The 22,461-nt window shown below is 30.4% G+C and carries 16 protein-coding genes and 2 rRNA genes; 4 read left to right on the top strand and 14 right to left on the bottom strand.

What is annotated here, in order from left to right:
* Positions 1-126 precede the first annotated feature (126 nt).
* From ACD762_RS01755 to ACD762_RS01740, 4 genes are all read left to right on the top strand, one after another.
* Complete coding sequence (locus ACD762_RS01755) at positions 127-492, top strand: GntR family transcriptional regulator (protein WP_423364158.1); 366 nt, start codon at positions 127-129, stop codon at positions 490-492.
* A 1-nt stretch (position 493) separates the two neighbouring features.
* Positions 494-1,195: an ABC transporter ATP-binding protein gene (locus tag ACD762_RS01750; RefSeq protein ID WP_423364157.1), complete on the top strand. Its 702-nt coding sequence runs from the start codon at positions 494-496 to the stop codon at positions 1,193-1,195.
* Positions 1,185-1,979 carry a hypothetical protein gene (locus tag ACD762_RS01745; protein WP_423364156.1) on the top strand — a complete coding sequence of 265 codons (795 nt, stop codon included), beginning with the start codon at positions 1,185-1,187 and terminating at the stop codon, positions 1,977-1,979. Before ACD762_RS01750 ends, ACD762_RS01745 begins: the two co-directional genes overlap by 11 nt.
* A gap of 137 nt (positions 1,980-2,116) precedes the next feature.
* The gene (locus ACD762_RS01740; RefSeq protein ID WP_423364155.1) at positions 2,117-2,602 is read left to right on the top strand and encodes a YbaK/EbsC family protein; all 486 of its coding nucleotides are present in this window, start codon (positions 2,117-2,119) and stop codon (positions 2,600-2,602) included.
* 111 nt (positions 2,603-2,713) lie between these two features.
* Here ACD762_RS01740 and mutL read toward each other — a convergent pair whose 3' ends face one another.
* The 14 genes from mutL to ACD762_RS01670 form a co-directional block, all read right to left on the bottom strand.
* Positions 2,714-4,570 (bottom strand): DNA mismatch repair endonuclease MutL, encoded by a 1,857-nt coding sequence (mutL, locus tag ACD762_RS01735; RefSeq protein WP_423364154.1) that lies wholly within the window; start codon positions 4,568-4,570, stop codon positions 2,714-2,716.
* Complete coding sequence (mutS, locus tag ACD762_RS01730; RefSeq protein ID WP_423364153.1) at positions 4,563-7,097, bottom strand: DNA mismatch repair protein MutS; 2,535 nt, start codon at positions 7,095-7,097, stop codon at positions 4,563-4,565. Before mutS ends, mutL begins: the two co-directional genes overlap by 8 nt.
* A gap of 50 nt (positions 7,098-7,147) precedes the next feature.
* Positions 7,148-7,843: a helix-turn-helix transcriptional regulator gene (locus ACD762_RS01725; protein ID WP_423364152.1), complete on the bottom strand. Its 696-nt coding sequence runs from the start codon at positions 7,841-7,843 to the stop codon at positions 7,148-7,150.
* A gap of 80 nt (positions 7,844-7,923) precedes the next feature.
* Positions 7,924-9,300 carry a tryptophanase gene (locus tag ACD762_RS01720; RefSeq protein ID WP_423364151.1) on the bottom strand — a complete coding sequence of 459 codons (1,377 nt, stop codon included), beginning with the start codon at positions 9,298-9,300 and terminating at the stop codon, positions 7,924-7,926.
* A gap of 129 nt (positions 9,301-9,429) precedes the next feature.
* Positions 9,430-9,756 carry a Spx/MgsR family RNA polymerase-binding regulatory protein gene (locus ACD762_RS01715; protein WP_423364150.1) on the bottom strand — a complete coding sequence of 109 codons (327 nt, stop codon included), beginning with the start codon at positions 9,754-9,756 and terminating at the stop codon, positions 9,430-9,432.
* 13 nt (positions 9,757-9,769) lie between these two features.
* Entirely contained in the window at positions 9,770-11,272 is a 1,503-nt protein-coding gene (gene cls / locus ACD762_RS01710) for a cardiolipin synthase (protein WP_423364149.1), read from the bottom strand.
* A 12-nt stretch (positions 11,273-11,284) separates the two neighbouring features.
* The gene (locus tag ACD762_RS01705; protein ID WP_423364148.1) at positions 11,285-12,046 is read right to left on the bottom strand and encodes a sulfite exporter TauE/SafE family protein; all 762 of its coding nucleotides are present in this window, start codon (positions 12,044-12,046) and stop codon (positions 11,285-11,287) included.
* Between the two features lie 208 nt (positions 12,047-12,254).
* The gene (locus ACD762_RS01700; RefSeq protein WP_423364147.1) at positions 12,255-13,223 is read right to left on the bottom strand and encodes an ABC transporter permease; all 969 of its coding nucleotides are present in this window, start codon (positions 13,221-13,223) and stop codon (positions 12,255-12,257) included.
* Positions 13,223-14,359 (bottom strand): ABC transporter permease, encoded by a 1,137-nt coding sequence (locus ACD762_RS01695; protein WP_423364146.1) that lies wholly within the window; start codon positions 14,357-14,359, stop codon positions 13,223-13,225. Before ACD762_RS01695 ends, ACD762_RS01700 begins: the two co-directional genes overlap by 1 nt.
* Positions 14,352-15,893 carry an ABC transporter ATP-binding protein gene (locus ACD762_RS01690; protein ID WP_423364145.1) on the bottom strand — a complete coding sequence of 514 codons (1,542 nt, stop codon included), beginning with the start codon at positions 15,891-15,893 and terminating at the stop codon, positions 14,352-14,354. The genes ACD762_RS01695 and ACD762_RS01690 overlap by 8 nt, the downstream gene beginning before the upstream one ends.
* Before the next feature lie 108 nt (positions 15,894-16,001).
* Positions 16,002-18,107, bottom strand: coding sequence for an AAA family ATPase (locus ACD762_RS01685; RefSeq protein WP_423364144.1), 2,106 nt, complete (start codon positions 18,105-18,107; stop codon positions 16,002-16,004).
* Entirely contained in the window at positions 18,097-19,242 is a 1,146-nt protein-coding gene (gene mnmA / locus ACD762_RS01680; RefSeq protein WP_423364705.1) for a tRNA 2-thiouridine(34) synthase MnmA, read from the bottom strand. Before mnmA ends, ACD762_RS01685 begins: the two co-directional genes overlap by 11 nt.
* A 132-nt stretch (positions 19,243-19,374) precedes the next feature.
* Positions 19,375-19,483: ribosomal RNA gene (gene rrf, locus ACD762_RS01675) — 5S ribosomal RNA — on the bottom strand.
* A 38-nt stretch (positions 19,484-19,521) separates the two neighbouring features.
* A 23S ribosomal RNA gene (locus tag ACD762_RS01670) occupies positions 19,522-22,395 on the bottom strand.
* Between the last annotated feature and the right edge of the window lie 66 nt (positions 22,396-22,461).

The raw sequence follows: 22,461 nt of genomic DNA, 5'->3' as shown, positions 1-22,461 counted from the left end.
TAGATAAGATTATAGCAAAAAAAATGATTAAAAAGTATTATGTACAATTTTTGTTGACAAAATGTATAACTATGTTGTATTATTGTATCATACAGTTAATACAGTAACACAACAGGAGGTGTACATATGGAGTTTAACTTTGATAATTCTAGTCCTTTGTATAAACAATTGGTTAACCAGCTGATGATAAAGATAGCTATTAAGGATTATCCTGCAGGAAGTAAATTACCTTCTGTCAGAGAGCTTGCAACTATTGCAACTATTAATCCAAATACTGTTTCCAAAGCATTTACTGAATTAGAAACTTTGGATTTAATTACTACTGAAAGAACTAACGGGAAATTTGTAACGGAGGATGAACATACTATTATGGAATTAAGAAATCATTTAGCAAAAGAATATGTTTTAGAATTTTTAAAGAAAATGCAAAATTTAGGGTACGATCAAAATGATATATTAAATATCATTGAAGAAGAATTGAAGGAGGCATAATATGAGTTTAGTTAAAATAGAAAATGTAAGTAAAAGTTATGGTTCACATATTGTATTAAGTGATTTGAATCTAACTTTGGAAAAAGGAAAAATAATTGGTCTTTTAGGTTCTAATGGTTCTGGGAAAACTACTATAATCAAATTGATTAATGGACTTCTTCAACAAAATAGTGGTCGAATATTGGTAAATGGAATAGCACCTGGTGTTGAAAGTGCTAAAATATTATCATACTTACCTGAAAGAACATATTTAGATGAAAGCTATAATGTAATTGAATGTGTTGAATTATTTGTAGATTTTTATGAAGATTTTAATAAAGAGAAATGTTTACATATGCTTAGAACTATGAAAGTTGATGTAAATGATAAAATAAAAGAATTATCTAAGGGTACTAGGGAAAAAGTTCAATTAGCTTTGGTTATGTCAAGACAAGCTATGTTATACATCTTAGATGAACCACTAGGTGGTGTAGATCCTGCTTCTAGAGATTTTATTTTAGATATGATTATTCAAAACTTTGATAATGAGGCTTCTATGTTAATATGTACTCATTTAATTGCTGATATTGAAAATATTCTAGATGAGGTTATCTTTATTTCTGAAGGTAAAATTCTAACGCATGATAGTGCCGATGAATTAAGAATTAAACATGGAAAATCTATTGATAAAATATTTAGGGAGGAATTTAGATATGTTGATTAAATTAATTAAATATGATATGAAATCAATGATTAAAGATACAAGCTTTATTTATCTTATTACATTTATTTCTTGTATTATGGCAGCGATATTTATGAATTTTATTGATAGTGAGAATTTATTCATTAAAATTATTGTTACTTTAGTTATTATTTTTTCTGTAATTATGCTAATTACTATTAATATTGTAACTCTTGTAGCTGTTATTAAACGTTTTTATACTAATGTTTTAAAAGATCAAGGATACTTAACAAATACTCTACCAATAACTAAAGGAACTCTTGTTTTATCTAAATATATAAGTAGCTCATTAATGCTTATAATATCTTCTATTGTTACAGTAATTTTATCTACTATATTTTCATCATCTAATATTTTTAGTCTAACAAGTACTGCAATTAGAGAATTAAATGATAATATTAATTATTTAGGCTTTAGCTTTATTCCTTTTATAATTGGACTAATTGTATTATTTCTTATTACGTGTGTCTACTTTCAAGCTTTTGTGTATACTGCTTTAGTATTAGGACATGCAAAAGATCGTAATAAAATTTTATTTAGTATTTTATATGCTATTATTATCAATACAATATTATCAATTGCTTTAGTCTTTGGAGTATATTTAATTGAAGGTCTTAGTTATTCCTTTAATTTTTCGACTAATATGTCTGAACAATTAGTAATAAATACTGTTATTTGGGGATTAGTTGTTATTTCTGCAATTCCAACTATTGCTTATTACTTTATAACAAAAATTACTTTAGAAAAAAGATTAAATCTAGAGTAATAATTATAATATGACTTCTTATGAAGTCTTTTTTTATTTTCATAGATTATTCATATGATATTCTTGCATTAACTAGAAATGAGGATTATAATGATATCATTATAATATTCACATTTGTGAATTAAGGAGTTGTTTATATGAGTTCTTTAGACAAAGTTAAGTTATACTTAGATGATTATGGTTTAAAAAACGATATTATGGAATTTGATGTTGCTAGTTCTAGTGTTGAGCTTGCAGCAATTGCTTGTAAATGTAAGGCATCACATATTGCTAAAACTTTATCTTTTAAATTAAAGAAACAAGATAAAATAATTGTTGTTGTAATGGCTGGCGATGCTAGTGTTGATAATAAAAAATATCGTCATCACTTTCATGAAAAAGGTAGTATGCTTAATCGTGATGATACTTTTGAACTATTAGGTCAAGCAGCAGGTGGTGTCTGTCCTTTTGCTTTAAATGATGGAGTTGCTGTTTATTTAGATATTTCATTAAAACGTTTTGATTATGTTTATCCTGCTTGTGGCTCTAGTAATAGTGCAATTAGAATTTCTATTCCTGATTTAGAAAATACCTCTAAATATGTAGAATGGGTTGATGTAACTAAAGGATGGCAATCTGAATAATATGTATAATAAAAACCGCTTATGCGGTTTTTATTGTGCTTATTACTTTGTGTATAGTGATATCTTTAACAACTAAAGTTTATAGTAGAAAGATGATATTTATACGACTTTTTAGATTATTCTTTTAAACATTTTTTCAACTTCATATTTACTCATTGTTATTATGATTGGTCTTCCATGTGGGCATCTATCATAGTTTGGTGTTGTCACTAATTTATCTAAAAGCTGTTGTTGTTCTTTAATATCTAGTCTGGTATTTGCTTTTAGTGACATTTTACATGAAGCTAATATCAAACCTTCTTTACTAATATCTTTGATGCTTACTTTATTTAATTCTAGAATATGCTCTATAGCGTTTTGTATTTGAAGATTTGCATTATTAATATCTATCCATAATGGTACTTCTCTTATGATTAAATCGTTTGTAGCACTTTCTTCAATTTTAATGCCTATACTGAATAATTTATCACTAACTTCTAATATTTTTAACTTTTGCGAAAATGTTAGTGGTATTACTATTGGTACTACTAATTCTTGAAATTCTAAAGGATCATTTATTTTCTTTAGTTTATTTTCATAATTTATTCTTTCCATTGCAGCATGTTGATCTATTATGTGTAAGCCACTTTGGTTTTGTGCTAAGATATATGATCCATCAAACTGACCTATTGCACTAAAGCTTACATATGCTGTTTCTATTTCTTTAACTACTGCTTCTTCTAGGTCTTCTTTTAATGAATAGTCTTTATTAGTTGTATCTGTTATGTTTAAGATTGGCTTATCAATATTTAAGGTTTGTTCACTTGTTTGTTTATCAACTAAATTTATTTTTACATTATCAACTTCTTTTAGTATATCTTTTTCTTCTTGAATATTCATATCTCTTGTTTCATTAAAGCTAGTTAGTTCTTTTTCAGATATATTATCTTCTATTTCGTATGTAAAATTTAGAGTTGGTTGTATTATTTTTTCTTTTGTTATAAATTGTTTTCTTGCAATGTTAAATGTTTCTTTAATTGTATTTATTATAGTCTCTTTTAACTGATCTACTTTAGATATTCTTACTTCTAATTTAGCTGGATGAACATTTACATCAATTAATTGAAAATCGCATGTAATATTTATAAATGCTATTGGATATCTTTTTTCCATTAAATAGTCATCATAACCTGCAATTACTGAATTACTTAGTTCTTTATTAAAGACTAGTCTATTATTAATATAAACATAGATATTTTTCTTATTTGATCTTGTAGTTTCTTTATCTGATATATATCCTGTTATGTTAAAGTCATTATCTGTTTTATTTATTTTTATCATACTTTTAGCAACATCTAATGAGTATATATTATTTATGATTTGTAACATATCTTTATTTCCATTTGTATTTATTAATGTTTTATTATCATTTATTAAGACAAATGCTATATGAGTATTTGCAAGAGCAAATCTTGTTACTATTTCTACTATTTTTGATAATTCTTTTTGAGTAGAATCTAAATATTTAAAACGAGCTGGTACATTATAAAATAGATTATAAACACTTATTTTACTACCTTTAACATCATATCCAGCATTTATACTATCGGTGAATACATCATATGTATAACCTGTTTCGCTGCCATTATTAGAACTTATTTTTAGCTTTGATACTGCTTTTATACTTGCTAAGGCTTCTCCTCTAAATCCTAATGTTTCTATATTAAATAGTTCATATTCATTTGTTATTTTACTAGTTGCATGTTCTTTTACTGATAGTAATATATCTTCTTTATCCATTCCACTACCATTGTCGGTTACTTCTATTAACTGTATTCCACTATCTATTAGATTTATTGTTATTTTATTAGCGTTTGCATCTATGGCATTTTCTATTAATTCTTTAACAACACTAGATTGGTTTTCTACTACTTCACCTGCTGCTATTTTAGAAGCAAGATCAAAACTCATAACTTTTATTTTACTCATAATTATCAACCTTCTTTTTCAATGTGTCTAATATTGTTAGTGCTTGTATTGGTGTGATTTCATTAATGTTTAAGTTAGCTATTTCATTTTTTAATGGTGTATAATCTGAATATGTATTACTATTTTCATTTATTTTTTCTATTGGATTCACTTCTATTTCTAAGTCTTTTGTCTGTTCTAAACTATTTAGTATTTCATATGATCTTTTTATTATATTTTCAGGAAGATGAGCTAGTTTAGCTACATGGATACCATATGATTTAGCAATATGTCCTGGTTTTATCTTGTATGTAAAGGTAATGTTTTGAAAGTCTTCAACAACACTAGCATGATAATTAATGACTTGTTTATAGCTATCGGCAAGTTTTGTAAGTTCATGATAATGGGTTGAAAACAGTACTTTGGCTTGTGAGTTTAATGCTAGATGTTCTATCATTGCATAAGCAAGTGACATTCCATCGTATGTTGCTGTTCCTCTACCTAGTTCATCGAATAATATTAAGCTATTATCTGTTGTATTATTTATGGCATTACTTGCTTCTAACATCTCTACCATAAATGTTGATTGGCCTTCTAATAGATCATCATTAGAACCTATACGAGTAAATATTTTATCAAAGATTGTTAAGCTTGCATGCTCTGCTGGAACATAGCATCCTATTTGAAACATTATTACTATTAATGCAAGTTGTCTCATGTATGTTGATTTTCCACCCATATTTGGTCCTGTTATCAACATTATGTTTTCTTCAACATTTAAATAATAATCATTATTTACAAAGCTATTGTCTGTATCAATTGCCTTTATTATTGGATGAAATGATTCTTTTATCTCGATATTTTTTTGATTGTTAAATATTGGTTTTGTAAATCCATATTGATTTGAAATATTATATAATGCATACATTACATCTAAATATGCTAGTTTTGAAGATAGCAATTGTAGTCTTTTAGTTTGTGGTTGGATATTTTTTTTAAAGGCATTAAATATTTCATTTTCTAGGTTTGTTAGATTTTCAGAAGCATTTAATATTAATGATTCTTGTTCTTTAAGTTCACTGTTAATATAACGTTCTGCATTAGCTAATGTCTGTTTTCTTATATAACCATGTTCTTCTTTTATTAAATCTTTATTTGCATTTGAAACTTCTATGTAATAGCCAAATACTTTATTGTATTTAACTTTTAGATTTTTGATATTTGTTAATTCTTTTTGTCTTTGTTCAAAGTTAATTAACCATTCTGTACTTTCTTGTAATACTTTTCGGTATTCATCTAATTGTTCATTTATATTATTTTTTATTATTACTTGACTATTGCCTTCTAATATTTCTTCAGATATTGTTGCTTTTATCAGATCTTTTAAATCTGTTAAATCATCATAATCTTCTAGGTAATTTTCTATTTGTTTATCTTCTATCATTTCTAATTCTACTTTTATTTTTGTAGCTTGTTCTAGTGAGTTTGCTAGCCACAATAAATCTTTTGGTGTTGTAGTTAATAGGTCTAATTTACTTGCTATTCTTGCAATGTCATAAACATTTTTTAAATAGGTAGCTATCATTTCAGTATTCATAAAATTGTTTAATAATGCTGAAACAAATAGTTGTCTTTCTTCTATTAATGTTCTATCTATTAATGGGTTTTCTATGTATTCTTTTAGCAATCTTGATCCCATTGCTGTTTTTGTTTTATCTAAATACCAAAAAAGGGTTCCATATTTTTCATTGTTTTTTATAGTTGATGTTAATTCTAGTGAGAATTTACTTGAAAAGTCTAACTGCATATGTTTATTATCTTGATACTCTACTTCTAAGTAGTAGTTTATTGTTTCCATCTGCATACCTTCGATGTATTTAAGTAATTGTTTAAATACATTTTGATATTCTAAATGAATTGAACTCAGTATTTTATTTTTATATTCAATGCTATCTTTTACTAGTGATATTAAGACTTTATTTGTTTTTAATAGGTCATTAAAAACATTTGTTTGAAAGTTTTCATTTACTACTATTTCTTTTATTTGATAGTTTTTTATTTGTTCATATAAACTTTGTTGGTCTATATTTGTCTTTAGAGCTTTTAACTTACCTGTGCTAATATCAGCTAATGCTATGTAATAGTATTGTTGATCATTACTTATTGACATAAGATAGTTGTAATCATTATTTTCAATATTTAAATCTGTTCCTGGTGTTATTATTTTAACGACATCTCTTTTTACTATTTTTACTCCTTTACTAGGAGCTTCTAGTTGCTCACATATAGCTACTTTAAAGCCATTATTTATTAGTTTTTTGATATATGATTCGCTTGCATGAAAAGGTACACCACACATTGGTATTTTTTCTTCTAATCCTGCTGAACGTCCTGTTAAGGCTATCTCTAATACTTTTGATGCAGTTAGTGCATCTTCAAAAAACATTTCATAAAAATCGCCTAATCGATAGAATAAAATGGCGTCTTGATATTTATTTTTAATTTCCATGTATTGTTTCATCATTGGAGTTAATCTTTCATAATCCATATTCTCACCTCATTTATTAATTATATCAAATAAACAAAAAAAGAAACAGTCTAAATAAGACTGTTATCTTTTACTTTACTTAAGTATCGATATATTGTTGGTTCAGATACTTCTAATATACTTGCTACTTCATTTACTGCGCCTTTAAGCATAAATATTCCTTTTTCATTTAATAATTCTATTACTTCTATTCTATTATCTTGTGTTAATTGTAATATTAGATTATGAAACTGTGCTTTTTGCTTGTGTGTAGCAATTATGCTGTTTGCAAGAAAGTATTCTTCAATTGTTTTTTGAATTGTTTCTATCATTGTCTCACTTATATCTTCACTTTGTTTAACTTGTTCATTTCGTTTTTTTATTATTTCATTAGGATGTACTAATTCTAACATTGATTTTGCTAGATCGACAAATTGACTATCATCAAAGTTAATACATAAAAGCCCTAATAATTTGTTGTTATCTTTAATAAAGAACATTGATGATCTTAATGGCTTTTTATCTTTTGATACTGCATCATGATTTGACATGTAATCATTATCTTTATACTGTTTTGATGCTATTACTTTTAGTGCAAACATTGTAGCACTATCATTTATTTTTCTTCCTGTTATATGTGAGTTTGCTATTGCAATTATTGGTACATTTTCTTTTTGTGCATCGTGTAGAACTATTTCATAATTTGGTCCTAACATTGATGCTAAAAAGTCTACTAATTTTATATAACTTTTCATCACTTCGTTCATTTTATCACCTTTTTTTATTATACCATTTTTATTTGCAATTAGAAAAAAAAGAACTGCTTTTTAGTGCAGTTCTTTTTGCATTACTTAATTGGTGCTAAGTGTGCTTGGAAATGTCTTAATATTGGTGGTTCCCAAGTTATTTTGTATCCTGTTACTGTATTGGCTCTTGCTTTTATTGCAATTAATGCATTTGCCATTACATCTATGTGGGCTTGTGTATATACTCTTCGTGGTATCGCAAATCTTGTAAAGTCAAACTCTGATTTTAACTGTACTCCTGTATCTGGATCATTTCCAAGCATATAAGAACCAATATCACAAGTTCTAATACCTGCTTCAATATATAGTTCGATAGCTAGGGCTTGTCCTGGAAACTCATTATATGGAATATGTGGAAACATTTCTCTTGCATCAACAAATATTCCGTGACCGCCAGCTGGAGATTGATATGAAATTCCTTGTTCATCTAATTGAGCTGCAAGATATTCTACTTGGCCAATTCTATATCTTAAGAAATCTTCGTTTAGTCCTTCATATAATCCTATTGCTAATGCCTCTATATCTCTACCTGAAAGACCTCCATATGTAGTGAATCCTTCAAATGAAATAGTTCTTGCTTTTGCTTTTAAAAATAATTCTTCATCATCCTTAATTCCTAGTAATCCTCCCATATTTACTATAGTGTCTTTTTTAGCACTCATTGTAAACATTTCAGCATATGAGAATGTTTCTGCTACAATTTCTTTAATACTTTTATCTTGATATCCTTCTTCTCTTTGTTTTATAAAATAGGCATTTTCTGCATATCTAGCAGCATCTATACAGTATCTTATACCATATTTTTTACACAGTTCACTAGTTTCTTTTATATTTGCTATTGAAACCGGTTGTCCTCCAGCTGAGTTATTTGTTATTGTTGTAATGATTAAACCAACATTTTCAGCACCGTGTTCTAATATAAGTTTTTCTAGTTTTACATTGTCCATATTACCTTTGAATGGAGCTCTTTTTTTAGGATCTTTTGCTTCTGCTACAACACAATCAATAGCTCTAGCTCCTGCAATTTCAACATGTGCTCTTGTAGTATCAAAGTGCATGTTAGAAATTGAGATATTACCACTATGTAATAATAAACCAAATAAAACATGTTCTGCAGCTCTTCCTTGGTGCACTGGTTGAATATATTTATACTTAAATATATCTTGGGCAGCTTCAAGTAATTTGAAATATGATTTACCTCCAGCATATGCTTCATCTCCGCGCATTACACCTTCCCATTGTTCTGATGACATGGCATTTGTTCCACTATCTGTTAATAAATCGATGTATACATCTTCAGATCTTAAGTTAAATAAATTATATTTTGCCTCTTTAATTCTTTCAATTCTTTCTTCTTTAGTAAGCATTTTAATATTCTCTACCATTTTAATTCTAAATGGTTCTGCTATGTATTTCATGTTAATCCTCCTAAAAGTTATTTTATAACAACATACTATCATGATAATATTTTATTGTCAATGATAATTTATTATTACATCGTTGAGTATTTATAGTAATATATTGCTAAATAATAAAAATAGACCCTTTTAGGGTCTAAATCCGATTATTATTTTATCTCTATCTTCAATAATTGGTCTTTTTATTAATTTTCCATTTGATAATAATAGTTCTACTTTTTCTTCATCGTTTAACTCTGGTATTTTATCTTTCAATTCTAATTCTTTAAACAGTACTCCTTTAGAATTGAAAAAATCATTTATTGGTTGATTACTTTTATCAATTAGTCTTTCTAATACTTCTTGTGGAATTTGTTCTTTAATAAAATCAAAGAATTCTACATCATTTCCATTTTGCTCATAATACTTAATTGCCTTTGTGCAGGTGCTGCATTTTTTGTACCCAAATATGTTCATATTTTTCTCTCCTTTAGAATAATGGTGCAAATAATCTTAAGATTACTTGTAATGCTCTTTTAAATAAATTTTGTTTTTCATAGTCATTATATATTACTTCATTTGAATTTACTATTTCATCTTCAAATATATCTGATATTTCTTTTAATACTGGACCATTCATTAGCAATGTGCATACTTCAAATGAAAGATTGAAACTTCTCATATCAAAATTTGCAGTTCCAACTATTGCGATATCATCATCTACCATTAGTTTTTTTGAATGTATAAAACCTTTATATTCAACTATTTTTACGCCGACTTTTAATAAGTCACGATAATATGATTCAGTGGATAATTTTACTATTTTTTTGTCTGGTAATCCAGGTGTTATGATTGTTATTTGTACCCCACTTCTAGCTTGAAGTATTATTGAGTCTAAAAGAACTGAATCAGGAATTAAGTATGGTGTTGATATTAATACTCTTTCTTTAGCAACCATAATTGTTTTAATAAACATGTCTCTAATAAATGTTTCTGCTGAGTCTGGTCCATCAACATATGGATAAATAAAAGTATCACCTTTTAATGTTGAATTATCTATTGATGGATAGTATTTTGGTATAAATAAATTTTCTTTTGTTTCAAAATACCAGTGTTGGGCAAAGAATGTTTCGTATTCTAATACAGCACTTGAATCAGCTATTCTTATAGCAAAGTCTTGCCAATGTCCATAGTATTCATCTAGATCTATATATTCATCTCCTATATTAAAACCACCTGTATAAGCTATACTACCATCAATTACTACTATTTTTCGATGATCTCTAAAGTTAGTTATCTTTGATAGAACATTTATTTCAAGTTGATTAAAGAATACTAAATGAATATTGTTTTGTTTTAACTTATTTTGTGTATGTAGACTAATACTTCTACCACCAACAAAATCACTAATTATTCTTATTTCTATTCCTTGTTTTGCTTTTAAAATTAGCTCTTCTATGATTTTATCAAATAATATTCCTTCTTTAATAATATAAAATTCTAAATGGATATATTCTTTAGCCCTTCTTATATCTTGTATTATGTCTTCAAAGAAATCTTGACCAAAATCATATGTTTTAAAGTTACTTCCTTTTTGAAGGTATGCTGTTCTATAGTTCATATTATCTAAATAATTTACTAAGGATTTTTTCCTAGAACTTAAACTATTTAGTTGTGATAGTTCTGATTTTTCTGTATTGTATCTTATTTTTGATGATTCTAATACTCTTTTTTTATAACTTGTCATTTGTCCAATTCCAAATAATAGGTATAGTATTGTTCCTACTGCAGGAAATGCAAGTACTATTGTTATCCATGATAACTTAGAAGTTGTCATTTTAGTATCATCTGAAAGGATGTAAAGTGCTAATAAAATTCCAATTATTATTTGTAAAAGATATACTGCTGTAGTTGTTGCAGGCACAAGAAAAAAATATAAATAAAGTATAATTTGTATTATTGCCCATATCCCAATTATTACTATTCTTCTCATATTTTCTCTCCCTTATGCTACTATATCAAATATTATTTTTGCTGCTAGTAATAACATTACAAATATTAATACTGGTCTTATAATCTTCTCTCCATTTTTTATTGCCAGTTTTGAGCCAAAATAGTTTGCAATTATATTTGTAATTATACATGGAATTGCTAGCCACCAAATTATTATTCCATTAAAAAAGAATATAATGAATGAAATTAAATTTGTTATTAAGTTTATTATTTTAGCATTTCCACCAGCTTCAAGCATGCTTAAACCGCAAAGAGAAAATGCAATTATTAGAAATGTTCCTGTACCTGGTCCAATAAAACCATCATACAATCCTATTACTAATCCTATAATTGCTGATATTACAAAGATCTTCTTTTTTGAAAAGCTTACTTTTTTATTAGATACTATCTTTTTGTTAAACATCATTAGTACTCCAATACACGGTAATACTAATATCATTATTAAATTAAGTATTTCAGCACTAGTTATTGTTACCATATATGATCCTAGAGCTGATCCAATTATTGCACCAACTGTTGCAAATGGAATATACCATTTATTAAAATGGCCTTCTTTTAAATAATTATATGTCGATACTGCTGTTCCTACAAGTGCTTGTGCTTTGTTTGTTCCATAGATTAAATGTATTGGTAGTCCGCCTACTAAAAAACCAATCCATGTTACTACTCCACCGCCACCAGCTATAGAGTCTACAAAACCTCCTAGAAATATAAATGGTAATACAATAAATAATATGTTTATATCAAAATCCATCTTAATGTACTCCTTATTTAAAATATATAAATATATTATAACAAATTTTTGTATAATATATGTCTTTTTTAGCAATAGTTTACAATTATTAATATTTAAATAAAAACACCCCATTAAAGTTAGATTTCTTAATCTAACTTATGGAGTGCCTTTACACAATTGTTTTTTTAACTTATTATTTTTATTAATTCTTTAATTGAAACTTAAATTATCTTTTACCTTCATCATATATCTCACCGGCAGCTTTTGGACCGTTTGACTTACCACTAGTTACAATTAATGCAATTATTGTGAATACATATGGTACCATGTAGAATATTTCTTGTGGAAATGAGTTTAGTGCTTCAATTCCATTTGAACTGATAGCTATTACATTTGATAGTCCAAAGAATAAACCTGCTCCAAATACTCCCCAAGAGTTCCACTTACCAAATATTAGTGTTGCTAAAGCTATGAATCCTGTACCGTGAATTGACATTGCAGTAAATTGTGTATCTACTGTTAATACCATGATTCCGCCACCAAGTCCTGCTAATAATCCTGATAATAAAACTCCAGTGTAACGCATTTTATATACGTTAATACCCATTGAAGATGCTGCTTGAGGAAATTCTCCACAAGCTCTTAATCTTAAACCAAATTTTGTTTTTTTCATAATAAAGGCTGTTAAGATTACAATTATTACGGTTAATACAAATGGTTGATATGTTCTTGATAACAATTGTCCTATTATTGGTATATTGTTTATTGGTCCTAAATCTATTGTACCAAATCCTTGTGCAAAACTGTTTGTTCTTTGTTGATTAAACATAATTTGAGCTAAGAAGACTGTAAGTCCTGTTGCTAACATATTTATTGCAGTTCCTGAAATAATTTGATCTGCTTTATATTTAATACTTGCAACTGCATGTAATAATGAAAATAACATACCTGCTATTGCTGCTGCTATGACACAAACCCATGGTATTACTGTGCTTGCCATGAATGATCCACTTGGTACATTTAAACCTAGGTAATAACACATTGCAGCTGCCACAAATGCACCAACTAGCATTATTCCTTCTAAACCAACGTTAGTTACTCCACTACGTTCTGAGAATAAACCTCCAATTGCAGTAATAATTATTGGTGAAGCATACATAAATGTTAATGCGATATTAATTATTAAACTATTCATTATGCATCACCTCCTGCTTTTTTGGCTTTTTCTTTTTTTAATTTTTTCTCTTTATGTTTTTCTTCATATCTATCTATATACTTTTCATATAGTGCTGGTATTGCGCAGAAGAAGATAATTAATGCAGAGATAATTACAGCAATGTCTTTTGGTATTCCTGCTGATTGCATTAATGGTTGTGATACTTGAAGCATTGCAAATAATCCACCAGAGAATACTGTACCTATTGCACTATTTAAACCTACTAATGAAACTGCGATTCCATTGTAACCATAGTTTTCAAATGAGTTTAAAACTCTTCCATAACCAAATAGTCCTAGTACTAAACATGCACCTGCTAAAGCTGCAAATGCTCCTGAGATTCCCATTGACATCATTATTCCAGAATCTACTTTCATTCCTGCATATTTTGCGGCATCTTTATTATGACCGATTGCTTTTAATCGATATCCAAATGTTGTTTTTTCTATTATAAACCAGAATACTAAGCATGCGACTAGTACTACAAGTATTGACCAGTTAAGTCTTGATCCTTGTGTTATTTGCGATAAAAAGTCACTACTTATTTTTGCTGAATCTCTTATTGCTGGTGTTTTGTCATTAGCATATCCTGGAAGTGCTTTAAAGATCATATTTGCTAAATACATTCCAACATAGTTAAGCATGATACAGGTTACAACCTCATGCACATTAAACTTTGCCTTTAACAATCCGGGTATAAACCCAAAGATAAATCCTGCTATTATTGCTGCTAAAAAGCAAACTATAGGATGTATAATTGGAGGTAAATCTAAATATATACCTGCTAAAGTTGCTGCAATACTACCTACTAGTACTTGCCCTTCAGCCCCTATGTTAAACAGTCCTGTTTTAAATGCAAATGCAACTGATAAACCAGTTAATATTAATGGTACTGCTGCTACTATAAACTCTCCTATATATCTAGCAGAGAAAGCATTGTGTCCACTTATGTCAAATCCAGTGAATGATCTTATCATAGGTACTAATATGGTATCTGGTGTATATGTTGTTATAGTCCCATTTTGGAATTTTATTCCTAATATCATTGAAAAGACCATACCTACTATAAATCCAAGCAGAACCGCTATAATTGCAGTTAGTAATTTTTTATTCATTGAAGCTTTCCTCCTTATTATGATTAGAAGTTGCTCCAGCCATCATTAAACCAATTTCATTTTCATCAGTTTCTTTTGGGTTGACAGTCCCTACTATTTCGCCTTCATACATAACGGCAATAGTATCACTCAAATTCATAATTTCGTCTAATTCTAAAGATACAAGTAAAATTGCTTTCCCTTTATCTCTTTCTTTTACTATTCTTTTGTGAATATATTCAATTGCTCCAACATCTAATCCTCTTGTTGGTTGAACAACTAGCAACAAATCAGGACTAAGTGAAATCTCTCTTGCAATAATTACTTTTTGTTGATTTCCACCTGACATTTGTCTAACTATAGTTTTTGACCCTTTTGAACTTCTTACATCAAATTCTTCAATTAGTTTATCAGAATTTTTTGTTATTTCATCTTCTACTATTATTCCATGATTTTGATATGGTGCTTTATTATAAGTATGTAATACCATGTTTTGTTCAATTGAGAAATCTAAAACTAATCCATGCTTATGTCTATCTTCAGGAATATGACCCATTCCTTTATCTATTCTATGCTTAATAGAAATATGACTAATATCTTCATCATTCAGTTTTATAACCCCTGATTTAGCATTAGTTAAACCTGTAAGCGCATACACTAAATCGGTTTGACCATTTCCTTCTATACCAGCTAAGCCGTATATTTCTCCAGCTCTTACACTAAAGCTAACGTTGTTTACTACTTTGTATTTTTTTTCATTTTCTACTGTTAAGTTTTTAACATCTAAGACTATTTTTGTAGGATGTGCTGGAGTTTTTTCAACTTCAAAGCTTACTTCTCTACCTACCATCATACTAGCCATTGTTTTTTCATCAGTATCTTTTACATCTACTGTACCTATACATTTTCCTCGTCTAAGTACTGTACATTTATCAGCTACCATTTTAATTTCTTTTAATTTGTGAGTAATTATTATTATTGATTTACCTTCTTTTATTAAAAGTCTAATTATACTCATTAGTTCTATTATTTCTTGAGGTGTTAATACTGCAGTTGGCTCATCAAATATAAGAATTTCATTGTTACGATATAACATTTTTAATATTTCTACTCTTTGTTGCATCCCGACAGAAATATCTTCTATTTTAGCCTTTGGATCAACATTTAAGTGGTATTGTTTACTTAACTCTGCAACTCTTTTAGTTGCAGTATCTATATCAACTACCATTCCTTTTACTGGTTCTGCTCCAAGTATTATATTTTCAGTAACGGTAAAGTTTTCTACAAGTTTAAAGTGCTGGTGTACCATTCCTATTCCTAATTCATTAGCAATATTTGGATTGTTAATTTCTACTTTTTTTCCATTTACTAATATCTCACCACTTTCAGGTTGATATAGTCCAAAAAGTACACTCATTAACGTTGACTTTCCAGCTCCATTTTCTCCTAAAAGCGCATGTACTTCTTGTTTTTTCAGACGTAAAGTTACATCGTCAACTGCTTTAATACCAGGAAATTCTTTTGTGATATTAAGCATTTCTATTACGTATTCCATGAGCTTCCTCCTCTATCATGTTTATTTAAATTATAGCAAAAATACTAGTGGTTTACAATTGTGATTTTTATATTTAAGTAACTTTTATGTACATTATTTTTGCATTATTTATGTGTTTTTTATCAATTTATCTACTAATCCACTTTTTCGTTGATTAGTAATTTCATTGTTACTAGCAGTATTAAGTATATTTATTGTTGAAATAATTGTTAATTTATTTTTTGCTCTTGTTATTGCAGTATACATTATTTTTTTATCAATAAAATGAAGATTATCCTTTGAAAGAAATATTAATACTTCATCATATTCATTACCTTGTGATTTATGAATTGATATGCAGTAGGCAAGTTTGATTTGATCATAGTCTGCTTTTTTATATTCGATGTATTTACCATCATAGTTAACTACAATACCTGCATTTTGGGATGAATCAACTATTCCAACATCTCCATTATATATTTCATCATCATTTCTATTAACTAGTTGTATTACTAAATCATCTTTAGAAAACTTTTTATCTACATCATTAAATCTCTTTTTTTGAATTGCAAGATTTAATTTATCAATGCCAAATCTTCCTTTATACATTGGTGATAAAATAACTTGATCTTTTCCATTTGTAGTTTTTTCAATAAAATCATTTACCTGTTTTAATATTTCTTTAGAGTTGCTTATATCAATTAAATTCAAGTCATCATTTTGAAAATCACTTTCTGAAATTTCTTGTTTATTTAAAATTTTGTAAGCTAAGTCAATTATGCTTGAACCTTCTTTTTGTCTATATATTTGATTCAGTGTGGTTGTATATAGTTTATTAGATTCAATCATATCTTTTAATACTTGTCCTTGACCAACAGATGGTAACTGATTATAATCACCCAAAAATATAATTTTAGATATAAATTGACAAGCTTTTAATAAACTAGCCATCACAAAGTTGTCTATCATACTTGATTCATCTACTATTAAAACATCATATTCTAATGGTGCAAAAACATTTTGTCCAAATGTGTTATCATTCATATCATATTTTAATAATTTATGAATAGTCATTGCTTGCTTTTGTGTTAGTTCACCTAGTCTTTTACTCGCTTTTCCTGTAGGAGCACAAAGAGCTATTCTTTGTTTTCTATCCTGTTTTTTTAGAATATAAACTAAGGCATCTACTACTGTACTTTTACCTGTACCTGGACCACCTGTAATTATGCTTATTTGTGAGGTAGCACCATTAATGATTGCTTGTCGTTGTTCACTGTTAAATGTAATACCTTTAATATTCTCATACTCAGTTATTATAGCATCAACATTATTATCTACTTTACTTAATGAATACTCATTTAAAAAGTCTGCAATTGTCTTTTCATAATCATACTGATCTTTCTCATATATTTTTTCAGTATCTTCTATATAGATATGTCTTTCTTTTTCTAAATTTTCTAGATTGCTATTTAAGCTTTCTTGATCTAAGAAAATTTGTTGCTTTCTATTTATTACATCAAATAAAAAACTTTTTTCTATGTATGTAGAACCTGTAGAAAAGCCTATTTCTTTTATCAAAGAAAAAAGATATGCTTGAATTCTTTTATCTTCGGCATTTTCTATTTCAAGTGAAATTGCTACTTGTTCTATTTCATTAAATTTAATATCGTTAAATATTAAATCATAAGGATTATTCTTTAATATTGTTATAAATTCATCTGATTTAAGGTTGCTTTTATTAAACATCTTCATAACATCTGCATAATTCACATTTAATTTACTAACAAAATCAAGTAAGATATTATTTTTAAGTTCTTCGGTTAGAATACTTAAAAAAGCATCTTTTTTCACTGACATCCCTTTAACAAGATCAAGTTCTTCTGGTTTTTGAACTATGGCTTGTAAAATATCATCATATGTTTGGTATTGTTCATAGATTTTAGTTGCCATTACTTTTCCAATACCATTAAATTGTTTACTTGAAAGATAACTTATAATAGAATCCTTTTCTTCTGGAAGTAATAATTTTGCAGAATATGCTTTAAATTGTTGTCCATATTTAATATGATTAACATATTCACCTTCAAACTCATATTCTACATTTTCTTTAATATTTGCAAAAGTTCCAGTAATAGTTTCTTCATCAGTTATTGTCTTGATAGATAAAATATAGAAATTAGCATCAGTATTTGAAAATATAATTTTTTTTACTTTACCAACAAGTTTATCGCTCATACTGAAGCTCTATATCATTTAAGAATACTTTTGAAATTTCGCCACCACCAATGCAGTATTCATCTAGGTATAATACTGCGGCTTGACCTACAGTGACACCAAGTGGTTCTTGATCACTATAAGTTATGTAGGCACTAGTTTCATCTATCCATTCTACTTGTGCATTTTGTTCTTTTTGTCTATATCTGAATTTAGCATTACAATTTTTTATACCTTCAAACTTTTGATTGTTTATTACAATATTATTAACTAATGCTTTGTTTGATTTTAAAAACTTTTGTTCTGAATCGTTACTAACGTATAGTATTCTTTTATCCAAATTCTTACCCATTACATACCATTTACCATTATCAAAACCTTTTTGACCACCTATACCTAAGCCTTTGCTTTGGCCAATAGTGTAGTACATTACTCCAGCATGAGTTCCAATTTTTTTATGAGTTACATAGTCTATAATATCTCCTGGTTTAGCTGGAATATAATTTGATAAAAATTGTTTGAAGTCTCTTTCACCTATAAAACAAATACCTGTACTGTCTTTTTTATTAGCTACAGGAATATTTATTTCCTTGGCAATATTTCTAATCTCAGGTTTAGTATAATTTTGTAAAGGAAAAAGGCTTTTTGAAAGTTGATATTGACTTAATTGAGAAAGAAAATATGTTTGATCTTTATTAGTGTCTTTAGCTTTAATCATAAATGAACCTGAACTTGTGTGTTCTACTCCGGCGTAATGTCCCATTGCAATATAATCAAAGTTATTTTTTTCAGCATAATCTAAAAAGTAGTCAAATTTTATATATTTATTACATAAAATATCTGGATTAGGTGTTCTTCCTAGTTTGTATTCTTCTATAAAATAAGTAAAAACATTATCCCAATATTCCTTTATAAAGTCTATTCTTAAAAGTTCAATTCCTAAATGTTCACAAACATTAAGAGCATCATTATAATCTTGTTCTTGTGGACATATGTTATTGTTCAAAGTAGGGTTTCCACTAATATCATTATTAGCAGTACTATCCCAATTTCTCATAAATGCACCTGTAACATTATATCCTTCTTTTTTTAATAAATAAGCAGCAACTGCTGAATCAACTCCACCACTTATTCCTACTAATACTTTTTTCATTATCATCAATTTCACCTTCCAAATTATATCTATACTAATTATACAACAAAACTAAGTAACAATTTATTTAGTTTCTGTTAAATTTCTAATTATATCTTTATACACAAAAAAAGACAACCTAATGGCTGTCTGTTTGCCTGGCGATGTCCTATTCTCGCACTTTCGTACTACATTCGGCGCTAAGATGCTTAACTTCTGTGTTCGGTATGGGTACAGGTGTGTCCATCTTGCCATCAACACCAGACTTTGTAAAGTCTTTGCTGAATAATATTAGTCTTTTTCAAGGTTAAGTCCTCGACCTATTAGTAACACTCAGCTTAATACATCGCTGTACTTACACATGTGTCCTATCTACCTTGTAGTCTTCAAGGGGTCTTACTTATTGGGATATCTCATCTTGAAGTAGGCTTCCCGCTTAGATGCCTTCAGCGGTTATCCTTTCCCTACTTAGCTTTCCAGCCATGCCACTGGCGTGACAACTGGTGCACCAGAGGTAGGTCCATCCCGGTCCTCTCGTACTAAGGACAGCCCTTCTCAAATATCCTACGCCCACGACAGATAGGGACCGAACTGTCTCACGACGTTCTGAACCCAGCTCGCGTACCGCTTTAATGGGCGAACAGCCCAACCCTTGGGACCGAATTCAGCCCCAGGATGCGATGAGCCGACATCGAGGTGCCAAACCTTGCCGTCGATGTGAACTCTTGGGCAAGATCAGCCTGTTATCCCCAGGGTAGCTTTTATCCGTTGAGCGACGGCCATTCCATTCTGCACCGCCGGATCACTATGCCCGACTTTCGTCCCTGCTCGAGTTGTTGCTCTCGCAGTCAAGCACCCTTTTGCCATTGCACTCTTTGCATGATTTCCATCCATGCTGAGGGTACCTTTGGGCGCCTCCGTTACCTTTTAGGAGGCGACCGCCCCAGTCAAACTGCCCACCAGACACTGTCCTATACCCCGTTTAGGGGTTCTAGTTAGAGATTCAATATATCAAGGGTGGTATCCCAACATCGCATCAATACACACTTGCGCATGTATCTCTTTTGCTCCCACCTATCCTGTACATAATATACTAAATCCCAATATCAAGCTACAGTAAAGCTCCATGGGGTCTTTCCGTCTTGTCGCGGGTAACCTGCATCTTCACAGGTACTAAGATTTCACCAAGTCTATTGTTGAGACAGTGCCCAAATCGTTACGCCTTTCGTGCGGGTCGGAACTTACCCGACAAGGAATTTCGCTACCTTAGGACCGTTATAGTTACGGCCGCCGTTTACTGGGGCTTCGGTTCTGTGCTTTGCATTGCTGCTAACACTTCCCCTTAACCTTCCAGCACCGGGCAGGCGTCACCCCCTATACTTCGTCTTACGACTTTGCAGAGAGCTGTGTTTTTGGTAAACAGTCGCTTGGGCCTATTCACTGCGGCTTATATTTCTATAAGCACTCCTTCTCCCTAAGTTACGGAGTCATTTTGCCGAGTTCCTTAACAATAGTTCTCTTGCTCACCTCGGAATTCTCTTCCTGACCACGTGTGTTCGTTCTCGGTACGGGCATTGTTACAATTAGCCATAGAAGCTTTTCTTGAAAGCTGGCATCGGGTGTTCTTGATTGCTCAATCTTGTCTAGTCTTTAGATTATGTACTACGGATTTGCCTATAGTACTCCTTCTACTAGCCTACTAACATCCATCTCGCTAGCTCACCCTAGCCTTCTTTGTCACTCCTTCTGTTGTAACAACGGTGCAGGAATCTCTACCTGCTGTCCATCGACTACGCTTTTCAGCCTCGCCTTAGGTCCCGACTTACCCTGGGCGGACGAGCCTTCCCCAGGAATCCTTAGTCAATCGGTGTAAGGGATTCTCACCCTTATTCGCTACTCACACCGGCATTCTCACTTCTAATCAATCCACTCACTCCTCACGGTATGGCTTCTTCTCAATTAGAACGCTCTCCTACCACATTTCTGTCCTCAGCTTCGGTGTTATGCTTAGCCCCGGTAAATTTTCGGCGCAAAGTCACTCGACTAGTGAGCTGTTACGCACTCTTTGAAGGATGGCTGCTTCTAAGCCAACCTCCTAGCTGTCTGTGCAACTTTACATCCTTTTCCACTTAGCATATACTTTGGGACCTTAGCTGGAGATCTGGGCTGTTTCCCTTTCGACTACGGACCTTATCACCCATAGTCTGACTCCTGATCATATCTTTCTGGCATTCGGAGTTTGATTATACTCAGTACCCCATGCTGGGGCCATCATACATTCAGTGCTCTACCTCCAGAAGACTCTTATCAAGGCTAGCCCTAAAGCTATTTCGGAGAGAACCAGCTATCTCCAGGTTCGATTGGAATTTCACCCCTAACCACAGCTCATCCTCGCACTTTTCAACGTGCGTAGGTTCGGTCCTCCATTTAGTGTTACCTAAACTTCAACCTGGCCATGGCTAGATCACCTGGTTTCGGGTCTATGACTACATACTTTGCGCCCTATTAAGACTCGCTTTCGCTTCGGCTCCATATCTTCTATTTAACCTCGCATGCAATCATAACTCGCCGGTTCATTCTACAAAAGGCACGCTATCACCCTTTAACGGGCTCTAACTTTTTGTAAGCATATGGTTTCAGGTTCTCTTTCACTGCCCCTTCCGGGGTTCTTTTCACCTTTCCCTCACGGTACTGGTTCACTATCGATCACTTGGTAGTATTTAGCCTTGCCAGATGGTCCTGGCGGATTCCAACAGGATTTCTCGTGTCCCGTTGTACTCAGGATTCCACTTTGTGTTGAAGTAATTTCGCCTACGAGGCTTTCACTCTCTTTGACTTACCTTCCCAGGTAATTCGGCTATCACTCGCTCACTCTATTGTGGTCCTACAACCCCGCATCGCTGCGGTTTGGGCTTCTCCCCGTTCGCTCGCCGCTACTAGGGGAATCACTTTTGTTTTCTTTTCCTCTAGGTACTAAGATGTTTCAGTTCCCTAGGTCTGCCTTGTCATGCACTATGTATTTATGCATGCATTTAGTTATCTCTAACTATGGGTTCTCCCATTCGGATACCCCTGACTACGAGTGTTATCCTCTTATCAGGGCTTTTCGCAGATTACCGCGTCCTTCTTCGGCTCCAAGTGTCTAGGCATTCACCATACGCTCTTTCTTCCTTAACCTTACTTTTTTTTCAAGTTTATTCTTGCGTTTTTTTGAAAGTTTCGCTCTTTCTTTTGCTTGTTTTT

The sequence above is a fragment of the Mycoplasma sp. P36-A1 genome (assembly GCF_049478495.1).
Lineage (GTDB): Bacteria > Bacillota_I > Bacilli_A > JAJDGJ01 > JAJDGJ01 > P36-A1.
This window is presented reverse-complemented; position numbering and strand designations above follow the sequence as displayed.